Origin of the sequence: Aureispira anguillae (assembly GCF_026000115.1) — a bacterium.
Classification (GTDB): Bacteria; Bacteroidota; Bacteroidia; order Chitinophagales; family Saprospiraceae; genus Aureispira; species Aureispira anguillae.
Window position 1 is genome coordinate 7,137,763 of sequence record NZ_AP026867.1, and the last position, 20,209, is coordinate 7,157,971.

At 36.5% G+C, this 20,209-nt stretch carries 13 protein-coding genes; 5 read left to right on the forward strand and 8 right to left on the reverse strand.

The window, feature by feature from the left end:
• Positions 1 to 25: 25 nt before the first annotated feature.
• The 8 genes from AsAng_RS27765 to AsAng_RS27800 form a co-directional block, all read right to left on the reverse strand.
• On the reverse strand, positions 26 to 1,297 hold the full coding sequence (locus tag AsAng_RS27765; protein WP_264790411.1) for a DNA cytosine methyltransferase: 1,272 nt from the start codon (positions 1,295 to 1,297) through the stop codon (positions 26 to 28).
• 1 nt (position 1,298) lies between these two features.
• On the reverse strand, positions 1,299 to 1,598 hold the full coding sequence (locus AsAng_RS27770) for a helix-turn-helix domain-containing protein (RefSeq protein ID WP_264790412.1): 300 nt from the start codon (positions 1,596 to 1,598) through the stop codon (positions 1,299 to 1,301).
• A gap of 130 nt (positions 1,599 to 1,728) precedes the next feature.
• The gene (locus AsAng_RS27775) at positions 1,729 to 2,976 is read right to left on the reverse strand and encodes a glycosyltransferase family protein (protein ID WP_264790413.1); all 1,248 of its coding nucleotides are present in this window, start codon (positions 2,974 to 2,976) and stop codon (positions 1,729 to 1,731) included.
• 117 nt (positions 2,977 to 3,093) lie between these two features.
• A complete protein-coding gene (locus AsAng_RS27780; RefSeq protein WP_264790414.1) occupies positions 3,094 to 3,981 on the reverse strand; it encodes a glycosyltransferase family 2 protein in 888 nt (295 codons plus the stop codon).
• Complete coding sequence (locus AsAng_RS27785; RefSeq protein ID WP_264790415.1) at positions 3,959 to 5,080, reverse strand: glycosyltransferase; 1,122 nt, start codon at positions 5,078 to 5,080, stop codon at positions 3,959 to 3,961. The genes AsAng_RS27780 and AsAng_RS27785 overlap by 23 nt, the downstream gene beginning before the upstream one ends.
• Positions 5,081 to 6,022 (reverse strand): glycosyltransferase family 2 protein, encoded by a 942-nt coding sequence (locus AsAng_RS27790; RefSeq protein ID WP_264790416.1) that lies wholly within the window; start codon positions 6,020 to 6,022, stop codon positions 5,081 to 5,083.
• Positions 6,023 to 6,024: 2 nt separating this feature from the next.
• The gene (locus AsAng_RS27795) at positions 6,025 to 6,558 is read right to left on the reverse strand and encodes a dTDP-4-dehydrorhamnose 3,5-epimerase family protein (protein WP_264790417.1); all 534 of its coding nucleotides are present in this window, start codon (positions 6,556 to 6,558) and stop codon (positions 6,025 to 6,027) included.
• Positions 6,559 to 6,612: 54 nt separating this feature from the next.
• Positions 6,613 to 7,551: an NAD-dependent epimerase/dehydratase family protein gene (locus tag AsAng_RS27800; RefSeq protein ID WP_264790418.1), complete on the reverse strand. Its 939-nt coding sequence runs from the start codon at positions 7,549 to 7,551 to the stop codon at positions 6,613 to 6,615.
• Between the two features lie 790 nt (positions 7,552 to 8,341).
• Between AsAng_RS27800 and AsAng_RS27805 the strand changes: the two genes are divergently transcribed.
• The 5 genes from AsAng_RS27805 (at position 8,342) to AsAng_RS27825 (ending at position 20,172) form a co-directional block, all read left to right on the forward strand.
• Positions 8,342 to 9,634, forward strand: coding sequence for a nucleotide sugar dehydrogenase (locus AsAng_RS27805; RefSeq protein WP_264790419.1), 1,293 nt, complete (start codon positions 8,342 to 8,344; stop codon positions 9,632 to 9,634).
• Positions 9,635 to 9,885: 251 nt separating this feature from the next.
• Positions 9,886 to 17,163, forward strand: a complete 7,278-nt coding sequence (locus tag AsAng_RS27810; RefSeq protein ID WP_264790420.1) for a T9SS type A sorting domain-containing protein — start codon at positions 9,886 to 9,888, stop codon at positions 17,161 to 17,163.
• A gap of 115 nt (positions 17,164 to 17,278) precedes the next feature.
• Entirely contained in the window at positions 17,279 to 18,313 is a 1,035-nt protein-coding gene (locus AsAng_RS27815; protein WP_264790421.1) for a Gfo/Idh/MocA family protein, read from the forward strand.
• A gap of 84 nt (positions 18,314 to 18,397) precedes the next feature.
• Positions 18,398 to 18,970 carry an acyltransferase gene (locus tag AsAng_RS27820; RefSeq protein ID WP_264790422.1) on the forward strand — a complete coding sequence of 191 codons (573 nt, stop codon included), beginning with the start codon at positions 18,398 to 18,400 and terminating at the stop codon, positions 18,968 to 18,970.
• Positions 18,971 to 18,981: 11 nt separating this feature from the next.
• Entirely contained in the window at positions 18,982 to 20,172 is a 1,191-nt protein-coding gene (locus AsAng_RS27825) for an MFS transporter (protein WP_264790423.1), read from the forward strand.
• Positions 20,173 to 20,209 lie beyond the last annotated feature (37 nt).

Genomic DNA, 20,209 nt, shown 5'->3' on the forward strand with positions numbered 1-20,209 from the left:
TGTTAATAGTTAGATTTTGAATCGATTATGAATTGAAATAAAAAGCCCAATTAGATTCAATTTTTTTTGCAATATGATAAGCTAAAAGAGGAGGGACTGCATTTCCTACAAGTTTATAGCCTTGAGAAGGACTTAATGAAAATTTCCTTCTGCCTTCATTAGTTGGGATTACAAAATTAAAATCATCAGGAAATGTTTGAATTCTAGCACATTCTCGTAAAGTTAATCTTCTTTCCTTTTTACCCATGTCGAATTCTTCATTATATTTTCCACCATTTTCTATTAAGAGTCTTCTAAATTCAATATTTCCATGATGTTCAGCTCTAATCGTAGGAGCTAATCGCTCAAGATCTACTTCTTTTTGACCTTGACAATGCCTACCCATAAATTTAGCTTTTGAAAAATGTTTTTGAGATAAATCACTGCTTGCATCTGGTTCAAAGAGATCCAATAAGACAGTTTTACATTTTGTAAAAGGTAGCATCAGTTTTTCAATGGAGGAGTAATGCATTTCTCCATTTAGCCTATGAGTAGCAATAGGGTATGGGCTATGGGGTTCTTTAATTTCTTTTTTTGATAATGCTTTCAGAGCTATTGGAGTTAATGCAGATTTTTTAAATCCAATAAAGAAAATTCTTTCTCTTGATTGAGGAATTCCAAAATTTCCAGCGTGTAAAACTTTGGGGGCTAGTACTAGATAGCCATCCCCGTTTATTTCAGAAAAATCAGATTGTATTATTTCCTTTACTTGCCCTAAATTAGCAAGTCCTTTTACATTTTCTGCAATAAAAATTTTAGGAGATACAATTTCTATGACTTCTTTCATCCACATGTATAACTTCCCCCTAGTTTCTTCTGTTGGAGTTTCATGTTTAATGAGTTGACCATTGTGGTCTTTATGAGAATTAAAACCTTTTCTTTTTCCTGCAACACTAAAATCTTGACAAGGAAAGCCACCAGTAACAATTTCAATATTTTTAGGGAATACCTTTTCGCCCTGATGATATTTTTTTACGATGTCAACAATACTCTCAACTCTAAAAATTTCATCTACTTTTGCTCCTTTTTTTCTTGAAAAGTAATCATTCCAAGCAACTTTAGCATGGGAACTTATATCATTAGAGAATTTTGTTTCAAAAGAGGTTTCTTTTAAGTAATAATAAAAGTCATCTTCCTTTTCAATCCAGTTTTTATGGACTTTTGTATTGAGCGTGCTTTTTGGTATTTTAAAACCTCCTTCAAATCCAATATCCATTCCACCACATCCAGAAAATAGTGATAATAAGTTTTTTTTCATACTATTTATTGCTCTTTAAGTATTTTACTTTTTGTTCTGCGAGTTGTAGTATCTTTATGGCATTTTTTTCATTTGCCAAAGCATTTACAATATTGTCACTATACCAAGATATAAGGAGTTCTTCTTGGTTTAAATCAAAAAGATTGGCAAATTTAATTACCTGTTCTTTTGATGGTTTTCTTTCCCCTCTTTCAAATTTACTGAGTATAGCTTGATCTATGTTCATTAAAGCAGAAACTTCTCGAAGGTACAACTTTTTTTCCGCTCTCTTTTCTTTTATAATCTGTCTAAATCGTTTCATAGGACTTTTTTTGTCAAGACAATTTTAGTCAAAAAGCACTAAAAAGACAAGCGTAATAATCCTTTTAGGGAAGAAATAGGAAGAATCGATAGCAAGAAACTATAAATATGCTCTTGCCTGTAGATCGCATCTAATAAACCTCATCAATCATTTGCTGCAATACCGTTACGGAGTTTTGAATGCCTCGGTGTTTAAGTGCAGCGGCTCTACAACGCTTTTGCAGACTTGTTGGTTCTTCATCCATAAAGGCACGTAATTTAGCCAATGGTTGCCCAAAATCTTTGGCATCTAAGCTTTCAAAAACAACACCTACATTTTCTTCTTCTGCCATAATATCATCGTCAGCAATACCTCTATTGAGGAGAAATGGAATGCCACAAGCCAAGTAGTTACCTATCTTAACAGGTGTACGGTATTTTTGCGAATCCAATGGAGGAATCGCTACCATTCCCATATCGCAAGCCGAAATATATCCTTCAATTTCATCGTAGGGAATTTTATTTAGCACGATAAAATCAGAAGCTTGAAGCCCTGCTTCTAAATAAGCTTGTTCTATCGTTTCAGATGGTGTTGGAGAAATGGTGAAAATTAGAATTTTCGGATCAAAGTCAACCAAACGCTTGCAAAATGCGGCCACCTCTTTTTCGTTATAATAAATGCCATTAAATTTTCCTAAATACAACATTAGATATCGATCAGAAGGAATCTTATATTGGTTGCGGATGCGTTGTCGGTCGGTTGCCGAAAAGGTGAATTTTTCTGTATCTACACTAATAGGAACCCGAAATAATTGGGCTTTAGAGTTCCATTTTTTTAAGAGTTCTATCGTATGAATTGTTGGCCCTGTAACATAATCTGCCTGAGTGGCCTGCAAATGTTCTATTTTATTTAGAATTTTATACTTGAGGGAACGCTCCGACCAAATCCCAAACTCTTTCATATACAAACTATGCGGTTCAAAACAAAAAACCATAAGTTTGAAGCGCAAGATGCGTGAAATAATATAGGCATAGCCTCCTGCAATGGCCAAAAAACCAACGATAACTTTGGCTTGCTCTTTTCGTTTGATGCCCCAAATTTTAAAAAATAGCCCAATAAAATTCCAGAGCTTTTTAAATAAAATAAATTTGCCTCCACGATAAGGCATCGGATGCCAGAAAATATCCTGTTGAGCTAATTTTTCTTGAATGGATTGCTGTTCTTGGGGAGAGAGTGCATAAGCCTTTTGCTCTTCGGTAACAATATGGTAGCGATATTTTTGAGCTTCTGCTTTTTGATGCCCCAAAATATATTGATACATCAAGCCATTAAACAATGGATCCTTAAAGCTATGAGAAGCACAGATAATGACAGAAGGTTTTTTTGTTGATGACTCCATTTTGTTTTTTATAAATAATCTGAGTACAGGACAAGACGATTAGCATTGAATCAAGCCAAATGACCTACTCTTAAAATCTAACCTTAATCATTTGCCCAAGTTGCTCTTTTTCTGTTTCTAAGAGAATAATTTTTTAGCTACTTTAGATAGGGCAGGTGGGTAAGTCCAAATTGCTTTTAATAAGTATTGTAGCCCCTTTTTTTTGTTGTTGCCATCTCCCCACCAGGATGCTCCCATAATCATATACATATTGGCAAAACAAAAATTTCTAAACGATTTGGATTTGAACAACTGATGTTCTTCCGCACGTTGATAAGCTAATAAGGCATCTTTTTCCATAACAGGAATGTTGCTGTGCATATTATTATCATGAACACGATACCACCAAGTAACTTCTGGTACTCGTCCAATTTTATATTTTTGGGCAACCCTAAAGAAAAATTCTTGATCTGCGGCATTGGATAAGGCCAAATCAAAACCACCAACTGTTTCGACAACCGTTCGTTTGACTAGAATACTACTTGGAGTCGGAACACAGGTTCCATTCCAAGACAATAAATCATCCAAGATATACCCTTCTTTTCCACTTTTGGTTTCGCCAGTCAATTGAGATTTTCCATCCATAATAGCCATATCAGAATGCACCAAACCAAGAGCTGGATCTGTGGCAAACTTTGCCAATTTTTTCTCCAAGTTCTGAGGCAACCAAATATCGTCGGCATCCAAAAAGGCTAGATAATCACCTTTGGAGCATTGGTAACCATGATTTCTAGCAGAAGAAACACCTCCATTTTTTTGTTTGATGTATTGTATGCGTGTGTCTGAAGCAGCAAGCGGTTCAATGATTTGAGCTTGGTGGTCAGGAGATCCATCATCTACAATAATTAACTCAAAATTACGATGTGTTTGAGCCAATACTCCCCGAATGGTTTCTTCTATATAGTCTCCTGCTTTATATGCAGGAATAATTACAGAAACTAAATTATGATTGTTGATTGAGTTCATGGAATATTTTTTCTATTAGCACAGGATAACTTACCGTATTAAAAAAATTATTTAAATATATCTGATCAACCTTAATTTTTCCATTGAGAACATTGGCTATACTCGCTATAAAGTGATCCTTCTGGTCACTCTTTATTAAGCCTTTCCCTAACAAATGTTCTAAGTCTGTAGCAATAGATGTAATGCTAACTTTGCCTTGGGCTAAATAATTTAGGACTTTTAATGGTGTGCCTTTTAGTGATTCTATCTGAAAGTCATAGGGAACAATACAAACCGCAGCATTGTGGACATAATATTTGAGCATGGTCGCCTTTTGTGGTCCTGTGATAACTACATTGGCTAATTTTTTTAATTGTTGAAACTGTTGTTGTTTCTGCGGAATTGTTAATTTATTAGGGCCAACTACTACTAGTTTTTTGTCGTTGAAATGAGTAGCAATATCTATTAATAATTGAATGTTATAATAATCATTAATAGTCCCTATTTTTAAAATGGAGCCTTGATATTGGGTAAATGAAGTATTGATCTGCTCGTCAATATGAAATTCATCTGCACTGATACCATGTGGAATATAAAGCACTGGTTTTTGATTGAGTGCAGCATAATATTCTTGGTAACGTCTTAATACAGTAACTACCAATTGAGCTTTTTGGGCCAACAAGGAGTCTGAAAAAATATGATCAAAGGGGTCTGTAATATGATATAACTCTGTAATGGACGAATTACGCCATTGCTTACTCAAATAGGCAAATCTAAAAGGGTCAAATTTCCACCAAAGAATGGGTAAGTCAGAGGGGGGGAGTGCTAGGTATATTTTTTTTTCATTAATTTTGTCGTTTAACCACAGTGCCATCTTTTTGAATCCTCTTAAAGGAAGCGGATTATGATAGTTAACAACAGATAAGTTTTTACTGATTTTTTCTATTTGAACTTTATTGGATAAAGCCATACGAGCAGACCAATAGTTAGGAGCATTTAGAAAAAAAACTTCATGCCCCAATTTAGCTAATTCATTGGCATAATGTTGCTTTGAAAACCAAATGTCTCCCCAAGGCTCATTGGATGTAATTAATATCCTATATCGTTTTTTTGCACTCATTTATGCTCCTTTTTTGCCAATAAAGGCTCTAATTGTATCTTTGATAAATAACTTTCTTAATTCACGTTTAAACGATTTAAGTTTTGGTGTGATCTTTTGCAAAAACTTGTATTGCGTATAAATGTTGCTCAGATTTTTGCTGGAGAAAGCTAGTCGATAAGAATGCAATCGAGTAAATCTAATGAGTAGGCTTGTGATTTGTTCTTCAGAAAAGGTATTTTTAAAGTAGTAATAACATTTATACACTTCGTCTAATAAGCCAACCTCATTGTATCCCCAATCTTTCTCATTAAAATTGTTAACTCTAGTCTTGTATTGAGGATTGTAAATGCCTGTATGCAAGGATAAAGAATAAGCAGTAAAGTATAAAAAAAGATAAGGAGTTCTATATTCCTCTTGACTTAAATAGGAGTCCACTAAGCCATCTCGCTTGCATAAGATTCCTGACATTTGATGCCCCCAATGAGAACATTCTAGTACTGCATCAAACCCTGCTTCAAATACTTTTTCGGGAGCATTTCCTCGTACATCTTTTGTAGAATTATCCTTAAAAATAGACACAATTCCAGGAATAATACAGCCTAAATTAGCATGTTTTTGGATCGATTCATAACAATACTGAAGATAGCCCTTTGCCAAGAAATCATCATCCCCAAGAAACAAAACAAATGGGCTGCTAGCTTTAGATAACACCGCCAAGGCATTGGGTTCTAGACCAATGTTAGAGTCGTTTCGATAATATTGAAGGATAAAACGTTCGTCTTTTTCTTTGCTAAAAAGCTCAATAAGAGCTGCGGTATTATCAGGAGAACAATTGTCTGAAATAATTACTTGAACTTGATCCCAAAGATTATAGGTTGCTATTTCCTGTTGCAGTTCTTTTAAATTAGACAAAACATCATTTCCTCTGTTATAAGTAGGAATTAGAATATCAATGAGCATATTTATTGTTCGTTTGTATTGTTCATATTAGGCCAAGCTCTATCTTTTTGCGATAAGTCAGGGTTGAAGGTTAACCACTGTATTTTGAACAAAGGATCATCCCAACGAATGCCTTTTTCAGAGGATGGTTCATAGATATTATCCGAATAATACAATACATCTGTATTGGCTTCTAAGGTAAGGTATCCTGTTGCAAAGCCTTTGGGGATCAATACGCCCATATCGGGCTTATCTAAGGTAATGGTGCTTGCTTTTTTATAATCAAGAGGGCTTGTTCTTAGATCGACAAATGCCAATTGAATGCTTCCTCGAAGTACTCTAAAAAACTTAGATTCGGCAAAAGCTCCCGTTTGATAATGCAAGCCTCTGATGATGCCTTTTTCTTTGTTTTGAACAAAATTGACCTGCTTGATTTCATAGTGTTCTAAGACCGTTGCTTGTTGGTTAAATAACTTTATAAAACCACCTCTTTGGTCAAAAAAAGCTGGGCTTTTGATGACCAAAACATCCTCTAACAAGGTATTAGTTTGTTCCATATTATTGGCTCTGTTATTTGGCGGCAGATCATGGTGTAACGATACTCAAACATGTTAGCTTATCTGCGCATACAAATTTATGTATTCTTTGATGCCTTGTTCTAGGCTTATTTTCGGTGCAAAATTAAAACAATTTTGTAGATGGGATGTATTTAAGCCTAAGTATTTCATACTGACATCTCTTTTGTTGACGGTTCCAAACGTAACTTGAGGCTGAATATCTAATTCTCCTTGAATAATGTGAAGAACTTTTTCTATCATATCTCGCACACTAATTGTCTGGCTATTAGTAAGGTTAAATATGCCTGATTCTTTGTTTTCTAGTGTTTGGAAAAGGAACTGGGTAATATCTCTAATATGGGTATATTGGCGTTGTTGTTCTCCTGAAGTAAAATTTAGTGCCTCTTGTTTTATACTGCTTTGAACAATATAAGGAATTAGGCGATTGTCATTTTCTGTAGCTCCATAGATATTTGTTAAGATAAAATGCTGTAAACAATAGGGAAGTGCCTGTTCTTTTCTTAGTTCTAAATCTATAAATCGAGTTAAGAGATTTTTGGCTGTGCAATAGGTGTTCGGGAGTGGGTTGTTATGAGCAACCAGTTCTTTTTCAGTATAGAGGCGTTCTTCGGAGTGATTCCCAATTTCAAAATAAGAACCAAAGGTAACTAGTTTGCCCTTATAATCTGCTTCTTTTAGTTTTGTTATCAATCGGATAGGCTCAAATGCATTTAACTCATAAATGGTCTGATCATTATCCTTGTGCCGTGGTTGAATGCCTGCTCCTGCACAATAAAAGATTAAATCAAAGTCCATTAAAACAGCGGTATCTAAAGGGGTGAGTGGGTAGTTGTAAGGATGCCACTGTGCAGTAGGCATAAACTGAAAAGAGTTGGTTCTACTAAATAGATGTAATTGATGATTACGTTCTTTTAATTCAGAAATAAGGGTTTTGCCTAGAAAAGAAGTCGCTCCTATAATAGCAATAGTCATTTTTATAATAGTATATGGGGTTATTAAAAATAAAATGAATGCAACAGATTTATGAAAAAAAGATTTCTATGATATAGGGATTCTCTACAATAGTAATACCATTAACACTAGAAGCGTTAAAAATCGATTTTAAAGGTTTGAAATACACCTCTGCAACAATTCTAAGAATAGTACTTATTTTTTTAGTAAGCGCTATGTTACTCACTAAGTTGATGGTTTTTTTATAGATAAGAAAGTTCTGCTAGGAATTTTTTTGTAAATTCTTGTCTGGAAAAATGAAATATTACGTTTGTTTTTCGACTTTTGCCTAACTTTTAAACACTACTTGTCTTAATTAAGGTCAACTTTTGGAAAATAGATTAGTAGGTTAGAATGTTTTGTTCTTTGACCAATCGTGAGGTAAACGCTAAAAGAGGGTAAGCTTTTAATTACTTTTTTGGAAAGAAAGTTATAAATAGTGTGCGGAGTTCCTATAAATACAGGACTTATAACAAAAGGAGTAATAAACAGGCAATAAAATTTACTATTGGACAGGATTAGCTTCGCTGCTACTGCGTGGTTACTATGTTGTTAGGCATTCCAGTTGGTACATAGTACCAAAGCTACTCGTGCACTACGTTTGTGTAGCAGCTTTGTTGGAACTGCTCGTTGGTTAGCTTCCTGTTTTTGCTAGTCCCTTGTAGCTTTGGCTACAAGCCTACGCAGGTGAGCCAACATAGCTGGGGTCATGCGATTACTTCGTGATAGAGTTGTCAAAGAACCATATTTTTCACAATAAAATAAGGAGAAAATGTATCAACAGCTCGTAAATAAAGAAAAAAAAATAGCCATTATTGGATTGGGCTATGTTGGTTTGCCGATTGCTTTGGCTTTTGCTAGAAAAGTATCGGTTATAGGGTTTGATATCAATGCGCAACGTGTTGAAATGATGAAACAAAATATTGATCCCTCCAAAGAATTAGAAGCTAGTGCTTTTGAAGGTTGTGACATTCAATTTACGGCTGATATTGAAGATCTAAAGGAGGCTAATTTCTTTGTGGTTGCTGTTCCAACTCCAATTGATTCTTCTCGTACCCCTAACCTCAAACCATTGTTGGGGGCGTCTAATACCGTTGGACAAGTGCTAAAAAAAGGAGATTATGTGGTGTTTGAATCTACAGTATATCCTGGTTGTACCGAAGAGGATTGTTTGCCAATTTTGGAAGAATTATCTGGTTTAACGTTAGGAACAGATTTTAAAATCGGATACTCTCCCGAACGCATTAACCCAGGGGATAAAGAACGCACCATTGAAAAAATTGTAAAGGTAGTATCGGGCAGTGATGCAGATGCCCTAGAAAATATCGCCAAAGTATATGAATTAATTATTGAGGCGGGGGTGCATCGAGCTACTAGTATTAAAGTTGCAGAAGCAGCAAAAGTGATCGAAAATACACAGCGTGACCTTAATATTGCTTTGATGAATGAATTGTCTATCATTTTTGATAAAATGGACATCCCTACAATGGATGTGTTAAAAGCTGCTGGAACAAAATGGAATTTCTTAAAGTTTTACCCAGGTTTGGTGGGGGGACATTGTATTGGCGTTGATCCATATTATTTGACATTCAAAGCGCAAAAATTGGATTATAACCCACAAGTAATCCTTAGTGGTAGACGTATTAATGATAATATGTCTTCTCATGTTGCTACTAAGTTAGTACAGCTCTTGCTACAGGAAGGCAAAGACCTAAAAGCAGCAAATGTACTTGTTATGGGGGTTACTTTTAAAGAAAATGTCTCTGATATTAGAAACTCTAAAGTAGCTGATGTGGTCGCAGCACTCAAAGATTTTTCGGTTAATGTTGATGCAGTTGATCCCTATGCATCATCTGAAGAGGTAGAACAGGAGTATGGTTTTAGCCTAATAGCTGCTCCCAATAAAAAATATGATGCTGTGATTATTGCAGTAGCGCATGAGGCTTACAAAACCTTAGACGCAGCCTATTTTGAATCCATTAGTAATGGTCAACCCATCTTAGTTGATTTGAAAAATTTATACTCAAAAGAAAGAATGAAAGACTTCATTGTTTGGAGTTTGTAAAACTTATAATCCTATTGCCAATAGGATTGCCTTTATTGTTGCTTATTTGCTCAATATATACTATATTGAATTGAAGAATGTATACTGTTTAACCTCTTTACCTAGAATTTATAAGGTGAAGAGGTTGAGTTGTTATAGTCTTTCTTATTAATTAAAATAAATTGGATTTGATTCAACCATAGACCACTAAAAATTAGCGGACTACTAACTTGATCAATGTTTTTCTAATTTCTAGAAGTAAAAGAAAGTATATGAAAACGATGACCTTATTTTGTTTAGTATTCTTATTTCTCCTTCCCAATTTAGCAAAAGCCCAGCCATCCGTCAATTTAGGTACAGATACCATACTGTGCAGCGATACATTGATATTAGATGCGTCTAATGCTGGAGCTACATTTGTTTGGAATACAGGGGCAATCACTCAAACAATTACGGTGGATACTTCAGGTATTTATTGGGTAGACGTAACAGACATAACTGGAACCACAAGGGATAGTATTGTAGTGACTTTTAGACGAAGTCCTATATACACACAACAGGCTGTTGATACTGCGGTTTGTAGTGGCTTTTTTGATCTTAGTGCTGTGTCCGATACAGGAACTATTGTTTGGTTGGATAGTCTAGGAAATACCTTAGGTTATGGCAATACACTTTCTTATAATGTAGTTGATACTGCTACTATTTGGTATCAAGCTGCTTATGTTGATGCTATTGGTAGAACGTTTGCCCAAGGAGGCAGTAGTTATCCAACTGTAAGTCGAGGAATTATATTTGATGCATCAGAAGCACTTCGATTAAATAGTGTAATGATAAGAATCAACAATGGACCCTTTACAGCAGATATAGAATTGGAAAATTCTTTGGGAACAGTCATCGCAACCAAAAGCATCAGTTATGGAGCAGCAGGCACCTATGAGGTGTTTTTAGATTTTGATATACCTGTAGGGACTAATTATACGCTTTATATGCGGAATATTAGTGGAGGGGGCGTTTATTCCTTATATCCATTTGGAGGGAGCAGTTGGAATCAATACACCTATTCTTATATCAACCTAAAAAATGGAACCGATCCAACCGTTTATCCCATCTTTTGGGAGTGGAAAGTAACTCGCTTAGACGCTTGTTATGCAGCTTTAGATTCAGTGACACTGAACAGATTGCCAACAGCAGTAGTTGATTTAGGAGTAGATACAGTGCTTTGTGGAGATAGCATGGTTTTGGATGCGACCAATATCGGGGGAGGTTTTACTTATCAATGGAGTACAGGAGCTACAACCGCTTCTATTACAGCAACAAATTCGGATGTATACAAGGTAACTGTTTCTGTAGGAGGAAACTGCTCGGTTGAAGACAGTATTGATCTTGTTCTAAAAGCAAGACCAACCTTTTTGCAAAGTCCAGTGGATACTGCCTTATGCAAAGGTTGGTATGATGTAGTTACAGCTGTTAATGCAGGTATTGTACTGTGGAAAGATACTGCTGGGCATATCATAGGCGTAGGAGATACCTTGTCTTATCATTTAGAAGATACAACAACACTTTACTATCAAGCTGTTTATCAAGATACAATTGCTAGAACGTTTGCACAAGGGGGCAGTAGTTACCCAACTGTAAGTCGAGGAATTATATTTGATGCATCAGAAGCACTTCGATTAAATAGTGTAATGATAAGAATCAACAATGGACCCTTTACAGCAGATATAGAATTGGAAAATTCTTTGGGAACAGTCATAGCAACCAAAAGCATCAGTTATGGAGCAGCAGGCACCTATGAAGCGTTTTTAGATTTTGATATACCTATAGGGACTAACTATACGCTTTATATGCGAAATATTAGTGGAGGGGGAGTTTATTCCTTGTATCCATTTGGAGGGAGCAGTTGGAACCAATACACCTACCCTTATATCAACCTAAAAAATGGAACCGATCCAACCGTTTACCCGATCTTTTGGGAGTGGAAAGTAACTCGTTTGGATGGTTGTTATTCAACCCTAGATTCTGTACAATTAGCGGTTTATCCAACAGCAATAGTAGATTTAGGAGCAGATACGATTTTGTGTGAAGATACATTAGTATTGGATGCCACTAACATAGGTGCTGGTTATACTTATCAATGGAGTACAAATGATACAACACCTACAATTCAAGCTGCGACGACCAACCTTTATAAAGTAACCGTAAGTTTAGGAGGCAATTGTCCAGTTGTGGATAGTTTAAATTTAATAGTGAATGCCCGTCCTACTATTTTACAAAGCCCCGCAGATACTTCTTTGTGTGGTGGAAATTATAATTTGGTGGTCAATGCCAATATGGGAACGGTTCGATGGTTTGACGAATTGGATCGAACACTGGCATTACAGGATACCCTGTCTTATGATTTGGTAGATACAGCAATGCTCTATTATCAAGCTATTTATGTCGATACAATAGGTAGGATGTTCGCCCAAGGAGGGAGTAGTTACCCAACTGTAAGTCGAGGAATTATATTTGATGTATCAGAAGCACTTCGGTTAAATAGTGTAATGATAAGAATCAACAATGGACCCTTTACAGCAGATATAGAATTGGAAAATTCTTTGGGAACAGTCATAGCAACCAAAAGCATCAGTTATGGAGCAGCAGGCACCTATGAAGTGTTTTTAGATTTTGATATACCTGTAGGGACTAACTATACGCTTTATATGCGGAATATTAGCGGAGGGGGAGTTTATTCCTTGTATCCATTTGGAGGGAGCAATTGGAATCAATACACGTATCCTTATATCAACCTAAAAAATGGAACCGATCCAACCGTTTATCCCATCTTTTGGGAGTGGAAAGTAACTCGCTCAAATGGTTGTTATTCAACCGTAGATTCAACGTTTATAGAGCTACTACCAACTCCTATTGTAGATTTAGGAGTGGATACGGTTTTGTGTGGAGGAAGTTTGTCTTTGGATGCGACCAATATTGGAGCAGGCTATTTGTATAACTGGAGTACTGGGGATACAACCCCCACTATTCAGGCTACGAGTACAGATCTTTATTATGTGACGGTTAGTTATGGGGGAGATTGTGTTGTTGAAGATAGCTTAGATCTTTGGATAAAACCTCGTCCTATATTTACACAACAGCCAGTAGACAGTATTTTGTGTGGAGGTAATTATGCCTTAACCGCAGGGGTAAATATTGGTCTTTTGCAATGGACAGACCAATTGGGCAATACCTTAGCGTATGGTAATGATTTGTTGTATAACTTGATGGACACAACAACGCTATATTATGAAGCAACCTATTATGATACCATAGGTAGGACTTTTGCCCAAGGAGGGAGTAGCTATCCAACGGTTAGTGGTCGAGGAATTATATTTGATGCGACCGAGCATATTCGGTTGAATAGTGTCCATATTGATATTAATGGAGGTCCCTTTACAGCGGATGTAGAATTGGAAAATTCTTTGGGAATGGTCATTGCCTCTAAAAGCATTAGTTATGCTAGTGCGGGGATTTACGAGGTGTATTTAGATTTTGATATACCTATCGGAACTAACTACACGCTTTATTTACGAAATGTATCAGGGGGAGGAGTTCATTCGTTGTACCCGTTTGGAGGAAACGCTTGGAATCAGTATACCTACCCTTACATTAATCTAAAAAATGCAACCGACCCAACCGTTTATCCTGCTTTCTGGGAGTGGAAAATAACCAGGTTAACCGATTTATGTACTTCTGGAAAAGATTCTGTCGTATTGAGTATGCTGCCTACTCCGATTATTGATTTTCCATTCGACACAATTGTTTGTAATGACTCTGTTACGTTGGATGTATATTATCCGAATGCAAGTTATAATTGGAATCAAACAAGTACAACAAGTGCTATTCTAATCACACAAGAAGGCAGTTATAGTGTTACCTCTACGATTGGAACCTGCTCGGTTTCAGATAGCATAGACGTTTATTTGACACCTATACCTATTTTAAATTTAATTTCTACAGATACCTCTACTTGTGTTGGGTTAATACCAAGAATAGCTGCTGGAGCCGATGTGGTTAAATGGTATACCGAACCAATGGGAGGAACTTACCTAGGAAGCGGAAATCATTTTATGTACCATGCACAAGTAACCGATACAATATGGGGTGCTGGTCAAAACTTTTCGAATAAAATATACCCACAAGGTTTGGTAGATACCTTTGTTGCAGCCCAATCAGGCTACTTTTTTCCAGATCAAGTGCGGGGGCTGCTATTTGATGTACACGAAGATGTACTACTAAAGGAGGTTAGCATGTATATTAATCAAACTTCTTTGATTGGAACGATAGAGTTATGGGATGAAAACAATACCGTACTAAATAGCCAACCCATTGTCTTAACTACACTTGGGGAGAATATCATTCCCTTAGGTTTTGAGATTTTAGCAGGGACTAATTATAAATTGATGCTTACAAATTATAATACCAATTCTGTATTATCAGAACGTCCATTTTTAGGCTTTCCAATTGATGGAGATTTTGTAACGATAAAATCTGGGTTGCCTAGTTCAACAACCTATCAGTACTTTTATAAATGGAATGTAAATGCATTGAGTTGCCCTTCTGATCGATTGCCAAGTGTTGTGACCGTGTTGCCTACTCCTACGATTAATTTCCCTGTTGATACCATTATTTGTGGTGATACACTTATTTTGGATGCGAGTAGTTTTGGTGCTACTTCGTATCTTTGGAGTACAGGCGAAACGACCGCTTCTATTATTGTCGATTCCTCTAAAATGATTGCTTTGTTGGCAACAGATGGAATTTGCGATGATCATGATAGCGTCAATGTTTTTGTTGTAGAACCACCTAGCTTAGTGATTCCCCCTAATGATACGACAGTCTGTAAGGGAAATGTTACCTTTTATGCAACTGGTAATGCAGCTTATTATGCTTGGTATGATTCTTTGACGAGTACCACGCCATTTGCATTGGGAGATTCTGTGATTGTTAATGTACAGGATACAACAACTTTATGGGTAGAGGGGATTGGATTTATTCCAAAATCATCCTCAATAGGAGCAAAATATGATCCCAATTCTAATCTTAATGTTTGGGGAGAACCCCAAAATAGTATTGTTCCGACTCGTGGCATGACATTTAATGTAAATTCTGCGATTCTACTAAATACCGTATCTGTTTATGTTGATACCTTTACAACAGCAACGTTAACGATTTACAAAGCAAACTATCCTTATTATACACAAGCACTAACTTTAAGCAATATTGGGGAGAATATTATTCAGATAGATACCTTATTAGAGGCTGGAAATTATTCTATTCAGTTGGGGAATAAATCTTCGGGAAAAATACTATTCCTTTCTCCCTATACCAACTTAGGGCAATTAAGTACTCCTGAAATAACATTTACAGGAACCGTTCCTGCCAGCCTTTCGCAACAATACATTTATTTCTTTGATTGGCGCATTTCGACCCCTTCTTGTGCTAGTGATCGTTTGCCAGTAGAGGTGATGGTTCCACCTTCTCCTGTTATTGAAATGGCAGCGGATACAGCTACTTGTACATTATCTTCTATTGTAATAGACCCTACGCCAATCCATAACCCAGCCTATACTTATCAGTGGAATACGATGGACACTAGCGATACCTTGGTCGTGACAACATCTGGCTATTATCAAGTTACGGTGACAAATGATGGAATTTGCGCCACGAGTCAAGATATTTTTGTTCAATTTTTGAACACGCCAGCAGATCCAGTGGCAACTGATTTTGGGATTTGTGCACCACAAATTGTAAGTATTCCTTTGCCAACTAGTGATGGAATTGTGGTATGGTATGATTCTAGCGATTTAAATGATGTTGTTTATTTAACAGCACCTTATGACGTTTATATAGGAGACACCACAGATTTTTGGTTGGATGTAGCCCCAAAAGCAACTACTCGAATTGGCAATCAAGCCTACGATAATCCTCAAGAAACAAGCTCTTATTTGAATTTTATTATCACCAATACTTTTGACGTTCATGAGTATGCAGTGCTCGATTCGGTAGCAATTTATGTAAATACAGCCCCCGCTACAGTAGTCATTGATTTAATGGATTCAGTAGGAAATATTATAAATACGGTTAATTATACAGTGACCAAGGCACGGGAGAAGGTGTTTGTTCCACTTGATTTTTTAATACCACCAGGTAACAAATATCAATTGAGTTTTTCTAGCATTAATACATCGTTTTTAGTGGATCAACGTCCACTGATAACCCCCTCTTCTAGTGCAGGCATTGCCACCTTAACAGGGACGGTATTAAATGTAGACTATTACTATTTCTTTGATTGGCATTTTAGTTATGCCTATCCTGCCTGTCATTCAATGGCCGATACATTTAGCGTAACCGTTAATATTCCTGTGGATTTACCAGACTCTATTTATACCTGTGATTCTGTAACAATAGATGCAAGACATCCTAATATTTCATCTTATAACTGGAGCAATGGCTGGACAACAGGCTTAGTGACATTTGATAATGCAGGGACTTATGTGCTAACCATGACGGATGGTGCTGCTTGTACGGTTAATGATACAATAGTTGTGACACAGCCGATGCCTGTTGGACTTCCTGTAGGGAATGCTGCTTGTGATAATCAATTAGCAACCAATTATACCATGAATAATGCTTCTTTTGTTTGGAATACGGGAGATACAACCCATGCAATTACAATACCGAGTACTGGAATTTATGCGGTCACTGTAACGACCGATATTGGTTGTGTATTGGTTGATACAGCGTATATTTCACAAATAATAAGCCCTCCTACACCTAATTTGGGGAATTATGTAGATGCTTGTTATACCGATACACTTGATGCAGGTTATGGAGGGCAGGGAATGTCTTATATTTGGAGTACAGGAGAGATAACACAACAAATTATTGTTAATACATCAGGATTTTATACCGTTACGATTACTCACCCCTTAGGTTGTTCAGGTTCAGACTATGTTTCTGTTAATATAGATACGGCTCCGCATGCTGCATTCACAATTACCAAAAGCGGATGGACAGTCGCAATGAATAATACATCAACAGGGGCGCAACAAGCAACGGATTATTTATGGAATATGGGGGATGGGACAACGTATCAAATCCCTAATCCATTTCATACTTATGCAGACTCAGGCTGTTATTTAATAACACTGATTGTGACAGATGCTTGTGGTTCTGATACCGCTACTTTGAAAACAGCAATAGGGGTACCTGATACCTGTACGGTTGGAATTGGTCGATTAAAAAGTTCATTGGATGATATTCAATTTAAGCTAAGACCCAATCCGAATACTGGAAAGTTTCAATTGCAGTTGGATGAATCATTAAAAGAAGATACACAATTGCAACTTTATGATCTAAATGGTCGAATTGTCCACCAAGAATTATTGTTGGCATTTGGACAAGATCGTTGGGAGATAAGAACAAATAACTTGGCAGCAGGGGTTTATTTCCTACGATTACTCAATAATAAACAAACAAGGACGCAACGACTCGTAATTTTGAGAGAGTAGTAGCCTTGTTTATAATAAAAATAAGTCTTAAAAAAGCTGTGATGTGCTTAAGTGCATTACAGCTTTTTTTATCTTTGTCCCACTATAAATTTTTCTTTGAAAATCATCCTTTAATATGAAAAAAAATCATCAGGCTACTATTAAATTTGCGGTAGTAGGAGCTGGGCATATTGGTAAACGTCATGCTACTATGATTGCTAAAAATGAAGAAGCAGAGTTAGTAGCTTTGTGTGATGTTTTGCCAGCGGATTGCTTAGGGCTAGAAGAATTTGAGGTGCCTTTTTTTTCTTCTATAGAGGCATTATTGGCTGCTGATTTAGAACTCGATGTAGTTTGTATTTGCACCCCCAATGGAGTGCACGCAGAGCAAGCTATCTTAGCATTGGAGGCAGAAAAACACGTGGTTTGTGAAAAGCCAATGGGGTTAACCAAAAAGGCTTGTGAAGCGGTTATTTTTAAATCTTTGCAGGTCAATCGTCGAGTTTTTTGTGTCATGCAAAATCGTTATTCGCCGCCTTCTATTTGGGTAAAGCAGATCATCGAGGAAAAGCTATTGGGAGAAATTTATATGGTACAAATTAATTGTTATTGGAATCGGGATGATCGATATTATTACAAAAATGGAAAAAAACACAGTTGGAAAGGATCTATAGAATTAGATGGAGGACCATTGTTTACACAGTTTTCTCATTTTATAGATATTCTGTATTGGCTCTTTGGAGATGTAACAAACATTCAAGCAGTATTTCATAATTTTGCGCATCAGCATTCTACAGAATTTGAAGATTCTGGAATTGTTCATTTTGATTTTATCAATGGAGGAATGGGCTGTATTAATTATTCAACGGCTGTCTTTGATTCCAATTTAGAAAGTAGCCTGACTATTATTGGGCGTTCAGGGTCGTTAAAGATAGGAGGACAATACATGAATGAAGTGGAGTATTGTAATATAAAGGACTATGAAATGCCTACATTAACGGCATCTAACCCCGCAAATGATTATGGTGCTTATAAAGGATCTGCTGCCAATCATGTGTATGTAATCGAAAACGTAATTGATGTTTTAAAAAATAGAAAACCCATTACAACCAATGCCCTAGAAGGGTTAAAAGTTGTAGAAATAATAGAAAATATATATCGCCAAAAATAAAAAAGGTAGTGGTAAACCAAGGTAGTGGTAAACCAACGTGTTTACCACTACCTTAATTTTACCACCACACCAAACAACAACAAGATGAAATATCAAGCACATCAAACAGCGGTTATAGACAAAGGATGTAAAATTGGAGCAGGAACAAAAATTTGGCATTTCAGTCACATCATGCCCAATTGTTGTATAGGCGAGCGGTGCAACATCGGGCAAAATGTAGTCGTTTCACCAGATGTTATCTTGGGCAACAATGTAAAAGTGCAGAACAATGTATCTATTTACACAGGGGTAATTTGCGAAGACGATGTGTTTTTGGGACCATCAATGGTTTTTACCAATGTCATAAATCCACGATCAGCAGTTGTTAGAAGAGGGCAATACCGTTCTACCCTTGTAAAAAAAGGAGCCTCAATAGGAGCAAATGCCACAATAATTTGTGGCAATACAATTGGAGAATTTGCCCTAGTAGGAGCAGGGGCTGTTGTCACCAAAGATATTGCCCCTTACGCCTTGGTGGTTGGCAACCCATCCAAGCAAGTTGGCTGGGTGAGTGAGTATGGGCATCGATTGGCGTTTGACAAAAACAACCTAGCTCATTGCCCCGAAAGCCAGCAAGTTTACCAATTAGAAAATGAACAAGTCACAAGAATAGAATAAAAGGCTGAGAAATGAATATTGCAGGAAATATATGGAAACTTTATGTCATAAAAATGTCCAAGTGGTTCATGGTGTATATGCCAATTATTGTATTGTTTATACAATCTAATGGGCTTAATTTGAGAGAAGTAATGACGATTAATGCGATTTATTCTATGTCGGTTGCTTTTTTTGAAATTCCTTCGGGCTATTTTTCAGATCGGCTAGGGCGAAAAAATTCAATTATTTTAGGAACATTATTTATTACGGGGCAGTTTGGAATTTACAGTTTATCGTTTGATTTTTGGACAATGGGACTTGGGGCAATGATTGGTGGTTTAGGAGCTAGTTTTATATCAGGAACGGATTCAGCAATGCTTTATGATACCTTGCATATCTTGGATCGAAAAGGAGACTACCTAAAATGGGAAGGAAGAACCTATGCAATTGGTACTTTTTCGGAAGCCATAGCCGCTGTGATTGGTGGTTGGTTGGCTTATCAATATGGGCTAAGATACCCTATGTATATGCAGGTTGGCATCAGTTGTATAGGAGTGTTGGCAGCACTTTCTTTGGTGGAACCACCTGTTCATAAAACCCACAATAGAGGCAATTGGGAACAAGTAAAATATATCTTACGGTATACCTTTTGGGAAAATAAGAAGCTAAGGTTTTTTATTTTTCTTGCAGCTACCTTTGGTTTAGCTTCGTTATTATTGGCTTGGTTTGCGCAACCTTATTTTGATTACAAAGCGATAGCTGAAAACCAAATAGGGTACTTGTGGGCCGCCTTAAATATAACCGTTGCATTTTTTGCTTTAAATGCTCATTATAGCATGAAAATATTCAGAGAAAAACAGCTGATATTTATTATATTATTAGGGTTTAGTTTAGGATATATTGTATTGGGAATGTATGGAGGCGAATACTTATGGCTGGGTTTAGCAGCTATGTTTATGATGTATGCCTTGAGAGGATTAGCAACCCCTACCTTTTTGAATTTGATCAATCAGCATGCTCCTTCAGATATGCGAGCCACCGTCTTATCCATTCGAGGCTTTTCTGTACGAATTATGTATGCGTTAGTTGCTCCAATATTGGGGTGGACGGCAGATGTTTATTCTATTCAAGAAACTTTTTTGTTGATTGGAGGCGTAATCGGTATTGCCACTATTGTTGCAATTGTATTTTATTCTTTAATTTTGGAAGAAGCTAAACAGTAAGAACTACTCCCAATAGCAGTAACGTTATATTAAAAAG